The sequence below is a fragment of the Luteibacter sp. 22Crub2.1 genome (assembly GCF_900167995.1).
GTDB lineage: Bacteria > Pseudomonadota > Gammaproteobacteria > Xanthomonadales > Rhodanobacteraceae > Luteibacter > Luteibacter mycovicinus.
The window spans coordinates 65,191-84,622 of record NZ_FUYT01000013.1 but is presented as its reverse complement, the minus strand read 5'-3'; the positions used below and the strand labels follow the sequence as shown (position 1 = coordinate 84,622).

Below are 19,432 nucleotides of genomic sequence, written 5' to 3'. Positions count from 1 at the left end.
CCATCATTGCCAATGTCGTCCGTCCGTCCGCCAGCAGCGAGCCGCAGCGACTCCGCCGCCTGCTCGACCGCACCGCGATTTCTTCCGGATAAATTACACCTATTGATAATACATAAATGAACTATATACTTATGGGGTAACCGAAGACGGGACACCCCATGAGCGATTTCGCCCCCACCGAAGCACGCCTCGACGTCACCCGCGCGAAGTATCCGGGGTTTCCGCGGGAGCCGGCCGTGCTCGTTCGCCTCATCAAGCACATCTACAAGGAAGTGCACGACGAGGCCAACGCCGTGACGAAGCCGTTCGGGCTGAACCATCCCGAGTACAACATCCTGATGATGCTCTACGGTTCGCCGGACAGCGCGATGAATCCGTCGCAGCTGGCCGAGGCCGCCGGGGAGAAGTCGGCCAACATCACCCGGCTGACGACCCAGCTCTGCGACAAGGGCTACATCGTGCGGACCGGCAGCGACGAGGATCGCCGCAAGGTGACCCTGACCCTGACGCCCGAGGGCCTCGAACTGATCGAGAGCTTCCTGCCGGATATCGTCACGCTGCTTCATCGGCAGACCCGTAATCTGCAGCCATCGGAACAGGCGCTGCTGGAAGGCCTGCTGAAGAAGATGCTGGCTGGATTCGGGGAGTAACCAGGGCGCGCCATGTCTGCCACCGGCCTACAAAACGCCACCCCCGACACCCGCCAGATCGTCGTCGAGACGCTGCGCGAGGAGGTCAACGTCTGGCTGTTCGTGGTCAAGACGCTGATCGCCTTTTTCCTGACGGGCTGGCTCGCCATGCGACTCGACCTGCCGGCGCCTTCGACAGCGATGCTGACCACGGTCATCGTCGCCAACCGCCAGTCGGGCATGGTGCTGGCCAAGAGCTTCTATCGTGCGATCGGTACCCTCGCCGGTGCCACGGCGGCGATCGCCATCGTGGCCGCCTTCCCGCAGGAGCGCGACCTCTTCCTTCTCGCGCTGTCGCTGTGGATCGGCGTCTGCGCCGGCGGTGCCACGCTGTACCGTAACTTCAAGTCGTACGCGTTCGTACTGGGCGGTTACACGGCGGCCATCGTCGCCATTCCCGTCATCGACAATCCGCCCGGCGTCTTCGACTCTTCGTGGGCTCGCATCAGCGAGGTGCTGCTGGGCCTGATGGTCAGTGGCCTGGTCAACGACATCGTTTTCCCGAGTCGCATGCGTGACGTCCTGCGTCGCGCGGCCCGCGAGCAGTTCGCGAGCTTCGTCGGCTTCGTCCGCGACAGCACGGGGGGAAGCATCGCGCGTGACACCATGGAGAAAGCGCACCTGCGCTTCGTGCGCGCCGCCGTGACGCTGGAAGACCTGCGCAGCTCGGTGATTTTCGAGGACGCCGAAGCGCGTGCGCGCAGCAATCACCTGCGTCTTTTCAACCAGCGCTTCATGGCCGCGTCGACCAGCTTCCAGTCGCTGCATCACCTGATCAACCGGCTGAAGCGCGCGCAGCGCGATCTCGCCGCGGATACGCTCATCCGGCTTTACGCGCCCATCGGTGAGGCGCTCGATGCACCCATCGAGGCCGGCGCCGCCGCCCGTGTCCTGTTGCCCAGGCTGGTGTCGGCGCGTGACACGATGCGCGCATCGGTTCCGGGCCTGCGCGCGTCCTTGTCCGACTCACAGGACGTGCGTGACTTCGATACGGGCGCCTCGCTGCTGACCCGCTTCGTCGATGAGCTGCACGGTTACGTCGACGCCGCGGCGTCGCTGCAGACGCCGCGGGTGATCGCCGGCTCCGCCGAGCGCGTGCGCTTCGATCGCGGCAACGACTTCCTCGGTGCGGGTCTTGCGACGTTTCGCACGACGCTGACGATGCTCGTGCTCGGTGCGTTCTGGATCTACAGCGCATGGCCGCTGGGCTCGAGCGCGATGCTGCTGGCGACGGTTTTCGCGGGCCTCTTCGCCACGATTCCCAATCCGACGCGCGTGACCTGGCAGGTCATGCTCGGCTATCTGTCGGGAATGGCGGTGGGCTTTATCTGCGAGTTTCTACTGCTGACCCAGGTCGACGGGTATGGGCTGCTCGTCGTGTGCGTCGCACCTTTCCTGGCCCTCGGGCTGGTCATGATGATGACGCAGCGTCTCGCGTTCTATGGACTCGGCTGGGCGATGGGCTTCGCCTACATCCTCTCGCTGAAGAACGTGCAGGTTTACGATCCCGCTCACTTCATCAATGACGCCATCGCCCAGGTCGTGGGGCTTGGCGCCGCCGCCGTCTCGTTCGTCGTGATTCCGCCAGCCATCGGCAGCGCGTGGCTGCGCCGGCGCCAGCTGGCCCGTCTGCGCGGGCAGGTCGCGCTTGCCGCCGAAGCGCCGCTGCCGGGCCTCCGCCATCGGTTCGAAAGCGTCAACTACGATCTGGTCAGTCAGGTCGTCGCGCAGACCCAGCCGGGCAGTGCGGACTCGCGGTCCCTGATCGCCTGGGCCCTCGCGGTCCACGAGACCGGGCGCGCGCTGATCGAACTCCGTCACGACATGGCGCGCGGGGATGTGCCGCCGACGCTTCGTCCTTACCTCGACGACGCCTTGCGCACGCTGGCGCGCTTCTACGAGAAGCCCGATGCGGCCGGCTACCTGCTGGCGCGCGACGCCGTCGCGACCGCCATCGCCAGCGTGGGTGAGCATGAGGGTGTCGCTCATCTGCTCGAACATCTCCATCTCGTCCGCATGGCGCTGCTCGACGGTGAATCCGTCCTCGCCGCCTACATGCCCAATGCCCCGCTCAGCAAGGACATCGCTCATGCCTCGTGAAATCGCACTCGGCGACGCGCTCGTTCCGGGCCTGCTCGTCTTCTTCGTCCTGGCGCTGCTGCTGTTGTGGCTGCTGGACGGTATCGCCGGTCGCCTGGGGTTGTACCGGCTCGTGTGGCATCCGCCGCTGTTTCGTCTTGCTGTCTTCGTCTGTGTCTTCGGCGCCTTCGCGCTGTTCATGTTCTGAGTGGAACCCTCATGAAACTCGCCAGCATCATTCGTTTCGCCGTTACCGCGGTCGTCGTCGTCATCGCCGCCTTCGTCGGACATGCCATGTGGAAGCACTACATGTATTCGCCGTGGACGCGTGACGGGCGCGTACGAGCGGAGATCGTCCGTATCGCTCCCGACGTCGCCGGACTGGTGACGGACGTCAAGGTCATCGACAACCAGACGGTGAAGAAGGGTGACCTGCTCTTCGTCGTCGACAAGGCCCGCTATCTCAACGCCGTGGCGCAGGCCGAGGCCAACCTCAATGCCGCCGAGGCGGCGGCGCGTGCCGCGGGGGCGAGCATCAATGCGGCTCAGGCTGGCGCGTTGCAGAGCCGCTCCAACTTCGAGATGTACGAGGCGCAGTCCGAGCGCCGCCAGAAACTGATCAACAACGTGATCTCGGCGGAAGACAAGGCGAACGCGATGGCCGCCGCCAATGCCGCGAAGGCAGGCTGGCAGCAGGCGCAGGCCAGCACGAAGCAGGCCAGTGCGGCGCAGCAGCAGTCACTGGCCGCCGTTGCGCAGGCTCAGGTCGAACTCGCTTCCGCACAGCTCAATCTCGACCGCACGGAGGTGCGCGCGCCGGTGGATGGCTTCGTCACCAATCTCGACGTCCGCGTCGGCGACTACGCCAGTGCCGGCACGGCCCGCCTCGCCCTGATCGACAGCCATTCCTACTGGATCTACGGCTACTTCGAAGAAACCAAGTTGCCGGGCCTGCGCATCGGCGATCCGGTGGATATCCGCCTGATGAGCGGTGGTGCGCGCCTGAAGGGCACCGTCGAGAGCATCGCCCGCGGCATCACCGACGCCGACAACCCGACCGGAAGCGACCTGCTGGCCGATGTGAATCCGACCTTCAACTGGGTGCGCCTGGCGCAGCGCGTGCCGGTCCGGGTGCGGATCGACAGCGACCACCTGCCGGCGGGCGTGGTGTTGTCGGCGGGCATGACGGCGACGCTGATCGTGCGGCCGTCGCACCCGGAGGCGGTGGCGGCGCGCTGAGCGCCGCGGTCCCTCAGGCCTGCGGCGGAGCCAGCCGCGCGAGCCGCAACTGCAGCCACTTGTCCACATCCGGCCACTCGGTGGCGAGGATGCTGTAGCAGACGGTGTCACGCAGCGATCCGTCGGGACGACGCTTATGGGCCCGAAGCACGCCCTCACGCCTTGCCCCCAGCTTCTCGATAGCTCGCTGGGAATCCTGGTTGTAGGCATCCGTGTGGAATTCGACGGCCACGGCGCCGACGTTCTGGAAGGCGTTGGACAGCAGGAGGTGCTTGCTTGCCGTGTTCACATGGCTGCGCTGCCAGCGCCGGGCGTACCAGGTGTAGCCGATGGCCAGCCGGGACGGATCGTTCACGATGTCGTAGTAGCGCGTGCTGCCGACGATCTCGCCGGAGGCATTCTCGCGGATCGCCCAGGGAGACATCCGGCCTTCTTCCTGGCCGCGCAGCGCCGCTTCGACGTAGTCGGTCATCCGGCCCGGGGCGGGCACCGAGGTGAACCAGAGGTTCCAGAGGTCACCGTCCGCCGCCGCGCGCTCCAGCGGCTCGATGTGGGCCAGTTGCAGCGGCTCGAGGCTGACGTAGGGGTTTTCCAGGCGAACGGGGTCCATCGGCGTCCTTCAGGCGTCCAGATCCGGGATGAGCCGGCTTTCGATACGGGAAATGGTGTCCTTCAGCAGCAACTTACGCTTTTTAAGACGAGTCAGCTGGAGCTCGTCGCGGCTGATGGCGGCGGCCAGATGGTCGATCGCGGCGTCGAGGTCGCGATGCTCGACCTTCAGTTCGGCGAGGCGCTGCTGGAGCTCGTGAGGATCCTGGACCTGCATGGCGTTGGGCCGGGCGAGGAGGGGAGCGACGATTGTAACCCCGGGCGCGGGGTCCCGCAGCGGCTACAATAGGGGGCCGTCCCCTCCGAATACCGCCTGAGCATGTCCGCCACGCCCGACGCCACACGCAAGCAGAGCTACGAAGCCGGCAAGCTGGCCAAACGCCTGCGTCGCCAGGTCGGCCAGGCGATCGCCGACTTCGGCATGATCGAGGACGGCGACCGCATCATGGTCTGCCTCTCCGGCGGCAAGGACTCCTACACGATGCTGGACATGCTGCTGTCGCTGCAGGCGAAGGCACCCGTCCGTTTCGAACTGATCGCGGTCAATCTCGACCAGAAGCAGCCGGATTTTCCCGCGCACGTGCTGCCGGAGTACCTGACAGGACGGGGCGTGCCGTTCCACGTCATCGAGCAGGACACGTACAGCGTCGTCACCCGTGTGATTCCGCAGGGCAAGACCATGTGCAGCCTCTGCTCGCGCATGCGGCGGGGAGCGCTGTACCAGTGGGCGTCGGACAACGGGATCACCAAGATCGCGCTCGGTCACCATCGCGACGACATCCTGGGGACGTTCTTCCTGAACATGTTCTACCAGGGCAGCCTCAAGGCCATGCCGCCGAAGCTGCTCTCGGACGACGGTCGCCATGTCGTCATCCGCCCGCTTGCGTACTGCCGCGAGGATGACATCGAGACTTACGCCGAGGCCCGCGCGTTTCCCATCATTCCCTGCAACCTGTGCGGTTCGCAGGAGAACATGCAGCGTAAGGTGGTCAAACGCATGCTGCAGGAATGGGAGAAGTCCCATCCCGGCCGCAGCGAAACGATTTTCCGGGCGATGGGCAATATCGCGCCCTCACAGCTGACGGACCGTAGCCTGTTCGACTTCGCGGCGCTGGGCGCACGCGAAGGCGCGGCGCGCGCCGACGCACATGCCTGGCTGACCGGCGGCGACGCCGGTGACGATAACGACTGATCATTTCCTCTACCCGCTTCAAGGCCTGCCGACCATGACTCTCTTCTCTTCCGTCGAACTCGCACCGCGCGATCCGATCCTCGGCCTCAACGAAGCGTTCGGCGCAGACACCCGCACCGACAAGGTCAACCTTGGCGTTGGCGTGTACTACGACGCCAACGGCCATGTGCCGCTCCTGCGCGCCGTGCGTGAGGCCGAAAAAGCCCGCCTCGAGGCGCAGCTGCCGCGCGGTTACCTGCCCATCGACGGCATCGCCCTCTACGACAGCGCCGTACAGAACCTTCTGTTCGGTGCCGCATCCCCGCTGCTTGCCGATCGCCGCGTCGTCACGGCCCAGGCTTTGGGCGGCACCGGCGCTCTGAAAGTCGGCGCCGACTTCCTCAAGCGCCTGAACCCGTCGGTGCCCGTGGCCATCAGCAACCCCAGCTGGGAAAACCACCGCGCGCTGTTCGAAGGAGCGGGCTTCGAGGTCGTCGACTACCCGTATTACGACGCCGCGACGCACGGTGTCGACGTCGACGCCATGCTCGGCGGCCTCGCGAAACTGCCCCGGGGCGCGATCGTCGTCCTGCACGCCTGCTGCCACAACCCGACCGGTGTCGACCTCGTCGAGGCGGACTGGGTGCGCGTGATCGAGGCCGTGCGCAAGTACGACCTCGTGCCGTTCCTCGACATCGCCTATCAGGGCTTCGGCGACGGTATCGAAGCCGACGCCATCGCGGTGCGCCTCTTTGCCGATGCCGGCCTGCCGTTCTTCGTCGCGAGCTCGTTTTCGAAGTCGTTCTCGCTGTACGGCGAACGCGTGGGTGCCTTGTCCATCGTGACCGGTTCGCATGACGAAGCCGTTCGCGTGCAGTCGCAGCTCAAGCGCGTCATCCGCACCAACTATTCCAACCCCCCGACCCACGGTGCCGCCGTCGTCTCGGCGGTGCTCAACCACGCCGAGCTGCGCGCGCAGTGGGAAACCGAGCTGGGCGAGATGCGCGATCGCATCCGCGCCATGCGTCGTGGTCTGGTCGAGCGACTGGCGAAGCACGGCGACTTCGGCTTCATCGAAGCACAGCGCGGCATGTTCTCCTATTCCGGTCTTTCGTCGGCGCAGGTCGATCGCCTGCGCACTGAGTTCGGCATCTACGCCGTCGGTACCGGCCGTATCTGCGTCGCCGCGCTCAACGACGGCAATCTGGACCGCGTCGCTTCCGCGATCGCCCAGGTCGTCTGACCGTCATTCCGCGCTCCTACGCCGGCGGCGCCTCGCGCCCGCCGCGGTCCCTCATTCGCAAGAGAATCGCCGATCCATGTTCTATCGCAACCTGACACTGTTCCGTTTCTCCGAGCCGGTCGCCGCCGACCTCCAGCGCCTCGACGAGGTGCTGCCCGAGCATCGCCTTCGTTCCGTGGGTCCGATGGAAATGTCGACGCGCGGCTTTATCTCCCCGCTCGGCCGCAAGGAAGAAGCACTGACCCATTCCGTCGCCAGCAACACGATGGTCACCGTCGCCGGCGAAGACAAGCTCCTGCCGACGTCCGTGGTGAACGACGAGCTGGCCAACCGCGTGCAGAAGATCGTCGACGAAGAGGGCCGCAAGGTCAGCGGTCGCGAGCGTAAGCGCATGAAAGACGACGTCATGAACGAGCTGCTGCCGCGCGCCTTCGTGCGTACGTCGCGTATGTCCGCTTATGCCGACAAGAAGCACGGCTGGCTGGTCATGGACACATCCAGTCGCAAGTCGGCTGAGAACACGCTCAGCCAGATCCGTGAGGCGCTGGGCAGCTTTCCGGCCGTGCCGCTGGCGCCGGAGGAATCGCCGCGCATCCTCATGACTCACTGGGTGGCCACCGGAGAATTGCCGGCGGGTCTGGCGCTCGGCGACGAATGCGAACTGCGCGACCCGGCCACCGCCTCCGGCGCCATCGCGCGCTGCCGCCGACAGGATCTCGACACCGATGAGATCCGTGAGCATCTGCGTACGGGTAAGCAGGTGTTTCAGCTCGGCCTGGTCTTCGACGACCGCATCTCATTCGTGCTCGGTGAAGACCTGATTCTGCGTAAGATCAAGTTCACGGATGTGGTGCTGGACGAGCAGGGCGACAGCCCTGAATCGGCTGCCGCGGAGATGGACGCGAATTTCGCCCTGATGGCAGGCGAGTACGCGCGACTTCTCGGCAAGCTGGAAGAATGGTTCAAGTTGCCGCGCCCCGAGTGATTCAGGCGCCGCGTCGCAGGAATTGATATGGGTTGGTGGGATGTTCGTCGGGATCGAAAAGAGACTCGCGACATGGCATCGGAAGAAAGTGAGTGGCTGGAGCTGTCGACGCCGACCGGAGGCACGATCCGCGTGCTCAAGTCGGCGCACCCGCGCGCGCGTCGACTGCGCCTTACGGTCACCCCCAAGGGTGCCCGTCTCACCTACCCCAACGGTACGCACACGGCGCAGATGACGGCCTTTCTCCGTCATCATGCCGACTGGCTCGAGCAGAAGCTCGGCGAGTTTCACCTCGATGCCGAGCCGCTTCCGCGGCTGAAAGTCGGTGTGCCGACGACGTTCCCGTTCCGCGGCGAAGAAATCGCGCTTGACTGGGCCGAGGGCCCCTATCCCCGCGTCGAGCCGACGGCGGACGGCCTCACCCTTGTCATTCCACGTCCGCACACGCGGGCGTTGCTCGTGGCTCGCGGTCTGCTCGCCACCCACTTCGAAGCACAGATCCGAAAGGACGTCTCGCGCTGGCTGCCGGCCTATATACCGATGATCAACGCGGCCCCTACCGCATTGAAAATCCGCCCGTTGAAAAGTCTCTGGGGCAGTCTGGATACGCGCGATCGCATCAATCTGGATCTCGCCCTCGCGCTGGCGCCCCCCGCGGCACTACGCTATGTGCTCGTCCATGAATTGTGTCATCTGAAGGTGCGCAATCACTCGCCGCGCTTCTGGCACTGGGTCGAAGGCATTTTCCCGGACTGGAAGGAGCAGCGGAACTGGCTCCGCGCGCATGGCAGCGGATTGAAGATGCAGCTGGACCGGTTGGTGGCCGACGTCGCGGACTGAATCGCCAGGCTCGCTGGCGATGACAAGCCACCTCAATGCGCCAGCGCGAAACCCGTGATGACCCGCGCCGTCTCATCGGGTTTTTCGAGCATCGGCATGTGCCCGCAACCATTCATGATCGTCACGCTGATGGCTGGCGAGCTCTTCAGACCGTTGCGCAGCGTATCCAGTGCGGAGACGTCGATGATCTTGTCGTCCCGGCACCACATGCCGAGCACCGGCATGGGCAATGTGCCGATGACGGGATCGAGCGCGTAGGCCTGTGCGGGGTCTTTCAGCTGGGCGAACGTACGCGCGATGAACTCGTGGTCCTTGGCGTTACGGTCCACTATCGCGTCCTCGAGACGCCCCGGAATATGCGGTGGCTTGAGGAAAATCCGCGCGAGGAGGGCTTCCAGGTCGGCACGGTCCTTGAGCAGGAACGGATTCTTGCCGGCCTTCACGTCACGAACGAAGTCGTTGTCCTTGAAGGTCAGTCCGAGCGAACTCATCAGCACGAGGCTCGCGACCCGGTCCGGGTGTTCGCTTGCGTAGACACCGGCGATCGCGCCGCCCATCGACTGGCCAACCAGCAGGAAATGCTGCAGTCCCGTCGCCGCCGCGAACGCTTCGATACGTGCCGCCTGTGCGGGAATGCCGTAGTCGCCGTTGTCGTTGCGCGACGATTCGCCCCAGCCGGGCAGGTCCGGTGCGACGACATGGAAGTGATCGGTCAGGCCCTTGGCCATTTCCAGCCAGGTTTCCTTGTTGGCGGCGAAGCCGTGCAGCAGCACGATGGTGGGGCCGGTTCCCCCCTCGTAGTAAGACCAGGTCGTATCGCCCGCCACGACCTGCTTCTCCTCCATGTGTGCCGCCATCGCGAGACGCGCGGCGTCCGCTTTCAGCAACAGCGATGGCGCGAACAGGTAGATGCCTCCGGCCCCTACGCCCAGCACCGCCGCGACGACGATGAGGAACTTGAGTCGCCGCAGCAACAGGCGCTGCCAGAGGGGGCGCGACGTGGTGGTGGCCGGGATGGGGGTCTTTGCCATGAAATCGGAAGCCTGGAACGAAGGACGCCCCGCAAGATGCGGGGCGTGGGAGCAGGATGCAAGCCCCGCGGCCGCCGGAGCGGCGCGCAGGAACCTGCGGTCAGTTCTTTTTCGACGTCCCGGCGAGGATGCGCTCCACCGCCTGCTGCGTCATCGGGTGGTAGCCGCCCTTCGCCTTGGCGTAGGTTGCCTTCGCGTATGCGAGACCCTCCGGCGTCCGCGCGAACGCCCGATAGACCGGCGTCGTCAGGTACAGACGGCCAATCCGGGTCATGTGTTCGGCCGCGGCGGTCCAGACGTCCTTGTCGCCGGCGGCGATCGCATGGGCATACCAGCGCATGCCGATTTCGGCATTGGGCGTACCGGTGAGATGCCAGGCGGCGTCCAGCTCCTTCATCTTCGCCAGCGGCGGGACGTCCGGCATGCGATCCAGGAAGTACATCCATTCCTGGGTATTCCAGGTTTTCGCCTCGAGCTTGTCCGCCGCCAGGGTGCCGCCCAGGAAAGCGTCCCGCTGCTTGTCGATGCCGTCGAAGCGTGCGGAGGTCGGCAGCGGTGCGTTCTTCGGAATGCCCGGCTGCCAGATCCACGCGCGTGCCTCGGCTTCGCTCATCTTGCCCGGGTACTTGTCGAGCAGGTTGGCCTTCAGATACGCGAACATCGTGTCGGTGTCGATGCTCTGGAAAGCGAAGTGCGCGAAGTAACCCTTCAGATAGGCATCGAAGGTGTCGCGGCCGAAACGCTGTTCCAGGGTGCGGAGGAACCACGACCCCTTGTCGTAGGCGACCGAGGAAAGGGAGTCGTCCGCGCCGACGCCACGTGCGTCCGGCGTGAGCTTCTGGGTGTTGGCGGGCATGGCGCCGATCGTCTTTTCGAGTTCGCGAGCGGAAAGCAGGGCTTCCTCGTCGGCCTGCGACTTGCCGTAAACGGCCTCGGTGATGCGTCCCTGTACGTAGGTGGTGAAACCTTCGTTGAGCCAGATGTCGCGCCACGCGGCGCTGGTCACCAGGTTGCCCGACCACGAATGGGCCAGCTCATGCGACACCAGCGAGACGAGACTCTTGTCACCGACGAGCACCGTCGGCGTGGCGAAGGTCATGTTCGGGTTTTCCATGCCGCCGAAGGGGAAGGACGGCGGCAACACGAGAATATCGTAGCGACCCCACGCATACGGCCCGTACAGCTTCTCCGTCGTGGCGATCAGTTTCTCGGTGTCTTCGAATTCGTGCGCGGCCTTGCCGACGATGCTCGGTTCGGCATAAACGGCGCTGCGTGGTCCGGTTTCCTTCACCGCGATGTCGCCCGCCGCGATGGCCAGCAGGTACGAGGGGATCGGATGCGGCTGGTCGAACCGGAAGTCGCCGTTCAGCGGGTGCTTCGCGTCGTTGATCGCGCTCATCACCACGCGCACGTCCTTCGGTGCGCTGATGTGCGCGTCGTAGGTGAAGCGAATGGCGGGAGAGTCCTGTAGCGGTACCCAGGAGCGGGCGTGGATGGACTCCGACTGCGAGAACATGAAGGGCTGCTTCTTGTCCGCGGTCTGCTCGGGCGTCAGCCACTGCAGGCCCGAGGCCTCCGGCACGGTCGTATACGCGATACGCACGCTGGCGGGGTGCGCCGGTGCCTGGATCGTCAGCTTCGACCCCAGTTCCTTGTCGCGCGGTGCGAGGGCGAATTTCAGCGAAGAGGTCTTGCCGTTCGCATCGACGGCGTCGACGCTGGCGATCTTGAGGTCGCGCGTGTCGAGTACGAGATCCTTCGCCCTGGCATCTTTCCAGTCCAGGTCGAGCGTGGCGTCGCCGGCCAGTTCGCGCTTGCCGAAGTCGAGCTTCAGGTCGAGATTCAGGTGGGTGACGCGGACGGCGTCGGGCTGGGCGTACGAGTGCGGGTCGGCCGCGAAAGCCACGACGGGAAACGTCATGGTCAGGGCAAGGACGGGAAGCAGGCGCATTGCGGGATTCCGGTGGAAGGAAGCACCCAGTATGCCATTCATGCCCGGATCGATCCGGCGCGTACGCACCGGATCGACGGGTTGGCCTTCAGCGCGGAAGGCGCGGCCAGGTGCCGAGTTCGAACTCGTTCCCCCATAGCCATACGTTCGGCGGGGCCGCCCGCGGCGCGCCGGTCGGCAGTCTCGGCCGGATCGTGAGGGTTCCGGGATCGCCGATACCGTACCGCAGCAGGTCGAACGGGGGCAGCAACGACCCGGTCTGCCGTGTGGCGATCACGCGCAGGTCGATGCGCAGCCACGCTCCCTTGAGCGACCCGTACGTGGCCCCGGCGATCCCGGGAAACGCGGTGTGGGGCGAGTGTGAATAGACGGGAATCCCGGTGTGCGTGAACAGCCGATGCTGGCGTATCGAGACGGCGGCGCCCCGGAACAGGTCCGCCTGATCGCGCGGCAGGTAATACCACACGGTTGCCGGCCACTCGGACGGCGGAACGACCACCATGTTCGCGGGTGCTGTGCCCACGCTGAGGTCGTGCACGAGTTGGGATGACGCCACGAGCGAGCGGTTGATGGGGGCTCCGGGAAGGTGACGGGCAAGACGCAGCGCTTCGCGCCAGGTCGATGCGTGGGCGCCTGTCGGCACTGCGGCGGTTCCCGTACCGCGAAGCACCTGGACCGCCTCGTCCGAGCCGCCGGCCAGCCGCGACAGCTCGCGCAGGAGGATATCGCGCTGGGCCAGGTTGAGTGCGCCGACCTCCGGATCGGTAAGACCCCGGTTGCGCAGCAGCACGTGCATCTCCGGGGTGACCGCATGCGGTGCGCCGCCGAGCAGGCCGACGTCGCGCCGATACGTCCACACACCGTCCGGCGAGCGGGCGATCGCCGGCCCCGTGAAGTTCGCATCGGGTGCGCCCGCACGCGTGAGACGCCAGGTCGCGTGTTCGCGGTCGTAGCGGACGCCGTAGACCTTGTCATGCTGGCGCAGGTAATGCCGCCCGCCCGTCACGTGGAAACCTTCCGAACTGCGCGTCGCTCCCGCCAGATCGACGGTGACCTCGAAGCGTGATTCGAACACGGCGTCGGCCCGGGTGATGCTTCGCCGCGTCGGCGTAAGCAGGGTGGACGAAGCCCGTGCGCGTACCATCGCACCGGCGACGCGTGGCAGCACCGGACGAAGGCCGATGACGTTCAGCGCCGAGGTATAGCCATCGACGATGTCGAGGTAAGCCTGCGAGTAGTCGCCCGCCTTGACGTTGTCATAGAAGCGCCAGGACGCCTGGAACGTGCGCGGTACCGACTGCACGACGCTGGACACGGTGTGCGCGACGGCGCGTTCCTGCCAGCCGATGACGGACATGAGCGACGCGAGTACGGCCTGGCGCCCCTCGGCATCGGCCTCGCCGGTCGTCCGGGACCCCGCGCGCACATCGTGCAGCATGTGATCGACGGAGGCGTCGTACATGGCCTTGAGGAAATCGTCGTGAATCTCACGCTCTTCGAAGGGACTGTCCATGCGCGACTGGCCCGTATTTCCCTGCTGCGACAAGACCCAGTTCGCCAGACGCGAACCGTCGCTCATGCGGAACCGCCGGCTGCCGTTCTGCTCGGTCTGCGCGAATTCCGCGGGAAGCCGGTCGAGCAGGTAGCTTTCGAAAGTGGGATTGAGCAGGAATTCCCGTGCCGCTTCGGCGCGCGAAGCGAACTCGCGATACGTGCGACCATCCGGCGCGTCGGGTGTATAGAAAACCACACGCGACGAGGCACGGCTGTCACGCGCGGCGACGAAGACCATGTCCGATAGAGGTACGCCCTTGAACGTGAGCTGGTGAACGACGACGTCGTGACCGAGTACCTTCGCGCGCCGTCCTGGCGTGGGCGCATCGAGCGCGGCGGCGAGCAGCCGGTAGCCGAACTCGCCCTGATCGTCGTAGAAGCTTCGCGGCTCGTCCCGGCGGTAATAGGCGATCCGCGCGTCGGCGGCTTCGAACCGCATCCGCGCCTGCTGCAACGCGATCGCGAAATCGCGCGACGTCGCTCCGGCCGGTGTCGAACGCAGTCGCGATTCGAGGTACTCCGCGTAGCGCCGCCCCGCGTCGAGCTCGCGGATCATTGTCGCGAGCGCCGCACCGTTCAGGGGTACGGACAGTGGCTGCCCGTCGTCGCGCGAGACCGCGCCCACGGACAGGCCATGCGACGCGATATTGCGCAACGCCAGCGCGACCAGCGGCACCTTCCGCCCCTGCGTTCCGCCGAACAGCATGGACAGCGTGGCGATCGGATCGCCGGTCGGCATGTCCGCCATGGTGACCGAGAGGGTGGATGGATCGTCCGTGATGCCCAGCGGTACGAGCCGCGCCGCGAGCTGCGCGCGCACGAAGGCGTCGAGCGAGAGGGTCTCGGTCATGCCTTCACCGCGCCTCGCTTCGCCCATGCCCTGCATCGTGTTCCGGTAATCGGCGCGGGCGCGATACCAGTCGTCGCGCACGGCGGCGGGAACGTCGCGCAGCCGTGCCTCGTCGATCGCTCCCGCGAGCCGTACGTCCCGCTGAGCGAGCACAGCGTGAACATCGACGTAGGACGACAGGCGCAAGGCCGCGGTGACATGGTCCACCAGACCGGCGACGTCGCAGTCGCCCGCGGCGAACCGATCCCATGCGCTGCCGATCTTCCCGGCCTGGGTCGCGACGATGCGTTCCGCGAGGCGCGCGAAGGGTTGTTCGCCCAGGGGACGTTCGCTTACCGCCACGCCCTCGCCGAGCACGAGCGGCGAGGCGTCGTCGACGGCGACCAGGCCATGACCCGACGCGAGTGCCTGGCGCAAGCGATGGTCGAGCACCTGCCGGAGCGATTCCACACCGTCGAAGCGTTCCCATCCACGGTCGGGCGTGAAGGCGAGCACGAGGTCGGGCCGGCTGCCGTCTTCTACGACGAAGGCGCCCGCATAGGCGCTGCCCCCGACGAGCAGCTCGCTCATCGTCACAGAGGCGGGCAGCGGGGCTCCGCCTGCGCGCGAGGCGATCATGGCGAGGTCCGCCGCCGCGGCGTCCAGGGTGCCGTCGTCGCGTAGCAGGGCGCCGTCGTCGCGAGCTACGTCGGCCATGCGCTGCGCAAGAGCGCTCACGCGCGTTCCCGGAGCCATGCCGGGCGCACCATCGACCGGGGCCTGCCAGTGCGCATGCAAGGCACCGAGAAACGCGGCCTTGCCATCCACGTCGGGAGCGTCGGGAAGTACGGGCAGGGAATCCTGCTGCGCGATCAGCCAGGCCTGCATTGCGTCGAGGCGGGCGACGGTGTCGATGCTCGCCTGCGAGGCGTCGCTGACGATCGCAGGGGGTGCCTGCGGCGGGGTCATGTCCATGTGCGTCCTTTGCGTGGGATATCACGCAAAGGTTAGGCAGTCGCCCTACGGAGATATGTCCCCGTGCTCACCGACTTCCGGTCAGTGCTGCGACAGCGACCGCGTCGGGATAAACCTCGTCAGAACGAGCCCCGCGCTTTCAGAGCTTATAAGCGCGATGGATGGCGACGATGCCGTTCGTCAGGTTGCGAACTTCCACGTGGCCGAAGCCGGCCTTCAGCATCATGCCTTTCAGGGTTTCCTGGTCGGGATGTTTGCGAATCGACTCCGCCAGATACTGATAGCTGTCGGCATCGTTGGCGAACAGCTTGCCCAGGCGGGGCAGGATGCGGAACGAATGCACGTCGTAGAGTTTCGAGAGGACGGGACTCTGCACCCTGGAAAATTCCAGCACGAGCGCGCGGCCGCCGGGCTTGAGAATACGATGCATGTCCGCCAGCGCCTTGTCCTTGTCGGTGACATTGCGCAGGCCGAAAGCGATCGTCACCGCATCGAAGCTGTTGTCGGGAAACGGCAGCGCCTCGGCATTCATTTGCGCCCAGCGCAAGCCGGAGACGAGTCCGCGATCGGTGAGGCGATCGCGGCCGACGCCGAGCATCGCCGCATTGATGTCGCCGACCACCACCTCACCATCGTCGCCCACGACGGGTTTCAGCAGGGCGGCGATATCCCCCGTGCCACCCGCGAGATCGAGCACGCGGTCACCACGACGCACGCCGCTCACCGCCACGAAATGGCGCTTCCACAGGCGGTGGATGCCGAACGACATGAGGTCGTTCATCAGGTCGTAGTTTCGGGCGACCGAGGTGAACACCTGGCCGACGAGCTTCTGCTTGTCGGCGACAGGGACGTCGCGGAAACCAAAGTGGGTGGTATCGGTCTTTTCCATGCGGCGATGGTACCCCGGTTGCCGCCCCCCGGCGAGCGCAGGGCTCGTCGGGAAGCGGCGGGCGCGGTCACGGCAAGGCCTGGCGTCCCGCGGTGAAGTCGCCCGGCTCAAGGCCGAGGAAGTTGATGGAGAACCCCGTGTCGGGCTGGATCACATAGGTGATTTCCGCCCCACGACGATCCTCGATCACCCGGATGGCCGGCCTGCCGTTCGGTCCCGGACGGTGCCGGTAGCGGTCCAGGTGCACTTCCACCCACTCCTGTGACCGCGCACCCGGCACGTTGCCCGTGGCCATCCCGGCGACGCGTGCCGCGGGCGGTGTGCGTGTCGCCGGCAGGCCGCGCAGCCCGGTGCCCGGCGACACCTGCAGCGGAATCACCTGCGAGCCGTTGCCGAGGGCGCCGTAAAAGCCCGCCGGGTAGTGAAACAGTGAGTTCGGCCATTCGCCCGGATTCAGCACGCGCCACGAGGCGCCGGGGCCCGGTTGCGCGCCGAGGGGCAGGGGCTCGGTCGGTGCGCCGCGGGCCGTGCGGAGCGCGTCGTTCCACGCCGTCCGCTGGCGCAGCGTGACGAAGCGGGGGTGCGGCTGCGACGTGACATCCCAGACGATCAGATTGGCTTCTCCCGCGCTGCGCAGCCGTTGTGCGAACGACTGCTCGAACGTCCAGCGCTGGAAGTCGCTCAGACCGGCAAGTTCCTGGCCGGTCACGCCGCGCGAGGCGGGTTGCGGGAATGCCGCGTCGTCCACCCAGCCGCCCCGTAGCCCCATACCCGTGCGCAGGCGCCAGCCGCCGTAGGCCAGAGGCTCGATGGCCGGGCCTGCGAACGCCGCGTCGAGGGCATTCGGGCGGGCGAGCCGCCACGTACCGGAGGCCGCGTCATGGCGAATTTCGAAGACGGACTCCTGCTGGCGGATGTAGCGCCGGCCGTGTAGCCGGTGCACGCCGAGAGCGTCGGACGGTATGCCGGAGAGATCGATATCCCGGGTCGCATAACGAGGATCGAGCCGCTGACGCGTGTCCGTCAGGCGGAGGCCGGCATCCAGGCTGCGCAGCCCGCCTGCTGGCGGACGCAGCGACAGGCGTGGACGCAGCGCCTTGCCGAATCCCGCTCCCCAGCCGGCGACATGCAGCGATGCGGTATAGGCTTCCGTAAAATCGACGAATGCCTGGTGGCGGTCGCCCGCCTTGACGTTATCGTAGAAACGCCAGGTGGCGCGCAGCGCCTGGCCGACAGCGCTGAGCGAGTCCTCGACCAGTGCTTCCGGGCCGCGAAACGCACGCAGAACGACCGCCAGCGTGTCGGTGATCGACTCCCTGTCCGCCTGGTCCGTGCTGCGACCGATCCAGGCGACGTCACGGGCCTGGCGTTCCACCTCCGCGTCGAAGAGTGCGGTACGGACGTCGCCGTCGACGTCGCGTTCCTCGAACCGGGCCTCGGTAAGGGTGCCACGGCCGTCACCGGCGGCCGAAAGCACCCAGTGCGAACGGCGGGTCGTTTCCGAGATGCGGAACCGACGTCCGCCCCCCTGGGGCACGGGCTCGCTGAATTCCGCCGGCAGCCGCTGCAACAGGTATTGCTCGAACGCCTTGGCATAGAACAGCTGCCGTCCCGCCGTCGCACGGTCGCTGAATTCGTGAAAAGGCCGGCCATCGGGTGCATCGGGGGTGTAGATCACGACGCGCGGTGAACTTGCCGGATCGTGCACGCCGATGATGAGCACATCGCTGACAGCGGCGCCGCGATAGACCAGCTGTCGCACCGTGACACGGTGACCGCCGACGCGACGGCGCGCCGCCGCGGAGGGAGCGTCCAGTACGGCTTCCACCAGGCGATAGCCGCGTTCCTCGTGGTCGTCGAGGAAGACCGGTGTCTCGCCGCGAAGGTAGGTCGCCATGCGCGCGGACGCCGCTTCGACACGCATCCGCGCCTGCTGCAGACGCATGGTCGACTGGCGGAACGCGCGTCCGGCGGGATCGCTCATGCGCGCGCGCAGATAAGCCTCATAACGCGGAGCGAGATCGAGACGGCGGGCGATATCCCTGATGGTGGCGATGTCGGGCGCTCGCACCCCGTCGGGTAAGGCGGTCGAGACGACACGAAGGCGCCGTGCATCGATGTGGCCGGTGTTGCGCAAGGCGAAAGCGGCCAGGCTCATGCGCGTAACGGGGGCGGCTGGCGCGGTCCCCAGCGCGGGGACCGTGAGCGCTTCGCTTCCGGAGGCTTCGATCCCGATATCGTCGGGGTCGATCGGGAAGCCGCGGGAAGCCAGCGCGGACGCGAGCTCCGTCCGCGTCCACGTGGCCAGCGTCGACGGTGCTTCGCCATCCTGTCGCGTGGCGTCACCGGAGAGCGTGCTGGCGTGGCGGTAGGCGCTGACGGCGTCACGCCAGCCCTGTGCCACGTCCGCCGGCACACGGGCGAGGCGCTCCTCGTTCAGCGCCACCGCGAGGCGCGTTTCGCGCTGGCCGAGGATGGCGAAGACGTCGACCGTTACCGACAGATCGAGCGCGGACGAGGTTTCGTCGGCCACCGCCGCCGGCGTGGGAGCATCGGTCGACGATGGCCACGCGTCCGTGAGTTCACTTTTCTGCAGGGCTACTAGCGATTGCGCCATCGCATCGAACACGGGACCCTCGATGGGGGCCGATCCGACGAACCGCCCGTTGGCGATCACGCGCTGCGTGTCGTCGGCGCGCAATCCCGGAAGTTTTCGCTGGGCGGCAAGCCGCTCGCGCATCATCGTCTCGGTCTGCGCGTGCAGTTGCTCGAGGCTGGTGAAGGCGTCCCACCCGCGATCGGGCAGGAAGCGAAGAACGGTGTCGGGATGGTTGCTGTCGAGCAGGACAACCGCACCGGCACAGGCGACATCGCCGATGAGCAGCGAGCGCGCCTCCATGCCGGGCGGCGGCAGGCCGTCGGCCGAGCGCGCGAAGCGCGTGGCGAGCTCGACGGCGAGCGCTCCCAGCGTGTCGTCGCTACGGCGAACGATGGCTTCGTCGCGCATGATCGCCGCAAGCCGGGTGGCGAGTGCGGCGACACGCGTCACGGGAGCCGTTCCCGGCGCATCGTCGACGGATTGTCGCCAGTAGGCGTCCAGCCCGGCGAGGTAGGCGTCGCGGCTCTCGGTCGTGAGAGATTTGGGCAGTGCCGGCAGCGCATCCTGCTGCCGGCCTAGCCATGTCTGGGCGTCTGTCATGCGCTGGAGGGCATCGATGGCCTCCTGCTGGGTGCTGCTGACGACGGCAGGCGGCGCCTGCGGCGGAGTCGTATCCATGGTGCGTCCTTTGCGTGGGGAATCCCGAGCAAAGGTTAAGCACACCGCCCGCCGACATCTGTCCCCATTGA

15 protein-coding genes are annotated in these 19,432 nt (G+C 66.6%); 8 read left to right on the top strand and 7 right to left on the bottom strand.

Features of this window, described 5'->3' with window-relative positions:
- Positions 1-158 precede the first annotated feature (158 nt).
- The 4 genes from B5X73_RS14495 to B5X73_RS14480 are packed head-to-tail and all read left to right on the top strand — an operon-like array spanning position 159 to position 4,007.
- A complete protein-coding gene (locus B5X73_RS14495; protein WP_079522329.1) occupies positions 159-650 on the top strand; it encodes a MarR family winged helix-turn-helix transcriptional regulator in 492 nt (163 codons plus the stop codon).
- Between the two features lie 12 nt (positions 651-662).
- Entirely contained in the window at positions 663-2,789 is a 2,127-nt protein-coding gene (locus B5X73_RS14490) for an FUSC family protein (protein WP_079522327.1), read from the top strand.
- Positions 2,779-2,976 carry a DUF1656 domain-containing protein gene (locus B5X73_RS14485; RefSeq protein ID WP_036109654.1) on the top strand — a complete coding sequence of 66 codons (198 nt, stop codon included), beginning with the start codon at positions 2,779-2,781 and terminating at the stop codon, positions 2,974-2,976. The genes B5X73_RS14490 and B5X73_RS14485 overlap by 11 nt, the downstream gene beginning before the upstream one ends.
- Positions 2,977-2,987: 11 nt before the next feature.
- Complete coding sequence (locus tag B5X73_RS14480; protein WP_036109656.1) at positions 2,988-4,007, top strand: HlyD family secretion protein; 1,020 nt, start codon at positions 2,988-2,990, stop codon at positions 4,005-4,007.
- A 13-nt stretch (positions 4,008-4,020) separates the two neighbouring features.
- On the opposite strand, the gene B5X73_RS14475 is transcribed toward B5X73_RS14480, so the two are convergent.
- Together B5X73_RS14475 and B5X73_RS14470 are read right to left on the bottom strand one after the other, a co-directional pair.
- Positions 4,021-4,617: a GNAT family N-acetyltransferase gene (locus B5X73_RS14475; protein ID WP_079522325.1), complete on the bottom strand. Its 597-nt coding sequence runs from the start codon at positions 4,615-4,617 to the stop codon at positions 4,021-4,023.
- 9 nt (positions 4,618-4,626) lie between these two features.
- On the bottom strand, positions 4,627-4,833 hold the full coding sequence (locus tag B5X73_RS14470; RefSeq protein ID WP_036109662.1) for a YdcH family protein: 207 nt from the start codon (positions 4,831-4,833) through the stop codon (positions 4,627-4,629).
- A gap of 102 nt (positions 4,834-4,935) precedes the next feature.
- On the opposite strand from B5X73_RS14470, the gene ttcA reads away from it, so the two are divergent.
- The 4 genes from ttcA (at position 4,936) to B5X73_RS14450 (ending at position 8,855) form a co-directional block, all read left to right on the top strand.
- The gene (gene ttcA, locus B5X73_RS14465; RefSeq protein WP_036109665.1) at positions 4,936-5,808 is read left to right on the top strand and encodes a tRNA 2-thiocytidine(32) synthetase TtcA; all 873 of its coding nucleotides are present in this window, start codon (positions 4,936-4,938) and stop codon (positions 5,806-5,808) included.
- Positions 5,809-5,842: 34 nt separating this feature from the next.
- Positions 5,843-7,030, top strand: coding sequence for an amino acid aminotransferase (locus B5X73_RS14460; RefSeq protein WP_079522323.1), 1,188 nt, complete (start codon positions 5,843-5,845; stop codon positions 7,028-7,030).
- Between the two features lie 76 nt (positions 7,031-7,106).
- On the top strand, positions 7,107-8,015 hold the full coding sequence (locus B5X73_RS14455; protein ID WP_043696330.1) for a recombination-associated protein RdgC: 909 nt from the start codon (positions 7,107-7,109) through the stop codon (positions 8,013-8,015).
- 72 nt (positions 8,016-8,087) lie between these two features.
- The gene (locus tag B5X73_RS14450) at positions 8,088-8,855 is read left to right on the top strand and encodes a M48 family metallopeptidase (protein WP_079522321.1); all 768 of its coding nucleotides are present in this window, start codon (positions 8,088-8,090) and stop codon (positions 8,853-8,855) included.
- 32 nt (positions 8,856-8,887) lie between these two features.
- Here B5X73_RS14450 and B5X73_RS14445 read toward each other — a convergent pair whose 3' ends face one another.
- The 5 genes from B5X73_RS14445 to B5X73_RS14425 all read right to left on the bottom strand — a co-directional run bounded on the left by B5X73_RS14445 (position 8,888) and on the right by B5X73_RS14425 (position 19,361).
- Complete coding sequence (locus B5X73_RS14445; protein ID WP_254857304.1) at positions 8,888-9,886, bottom strand: alpha/beta fold hydrolase; 999 nt, start codon at positions 9,884-9,886, stop codon at positions 8,888-8,890.
- A gap of 100 nt (positions 9,887-9,986) precedes the next feature.
- Positions 9,987-11,837, bottom strand: coding sequence for a M1 family metallopeptidase (locus B5X73_RS14440; protein ID WP_079522319.1), 1,851 nt, complete (start codon positions 11,835-11,837; stop codon positions 9,987-9,989).
- Positions 11,838-11,925: 88 nt separating this feature from the next.
- Complete coding sequence (locus B5X73_RS14435) at positions 11,926-15,189, bottom strand: dermonecrotic toxin domain-containing protein (protein WP_176167849.1); 3,264 nt, start codon at positions 15,187-15,189, stop codon at positions 11,926-11,928.
- 145 nt (positions 15,190-15,334) lie between these two features.
- Positions 15,335-16,084, bottom strand: a complete 750-nt coding sequence (gene ubiE, locus B5X73_RS14430; RefSeq protein ID WP_036109683.1) for a bifunctional demethylmenaquinone methyltransferase/2-methoxy-6-polyprenyl-1,4-benzoquinol methylase UbiE — start codon at positions 16,082-16,084, stop codon at positions 15,335-15,337.
- Positions 16,085-16,151: 67 nt separating this feature from the next.
- A complete protein-coding gene (locus tag B5X73_RS14425) occupies positions 16,152-19,361 on the bottom strand; it encodes a dermonecrotic toxin domain-containing protein (protein WP_079522316.1) in 3,210 nt (1,069 codons plus the stop codon).
- Positions 19,362-19,432: the final 71 nt, after the last annotated feature.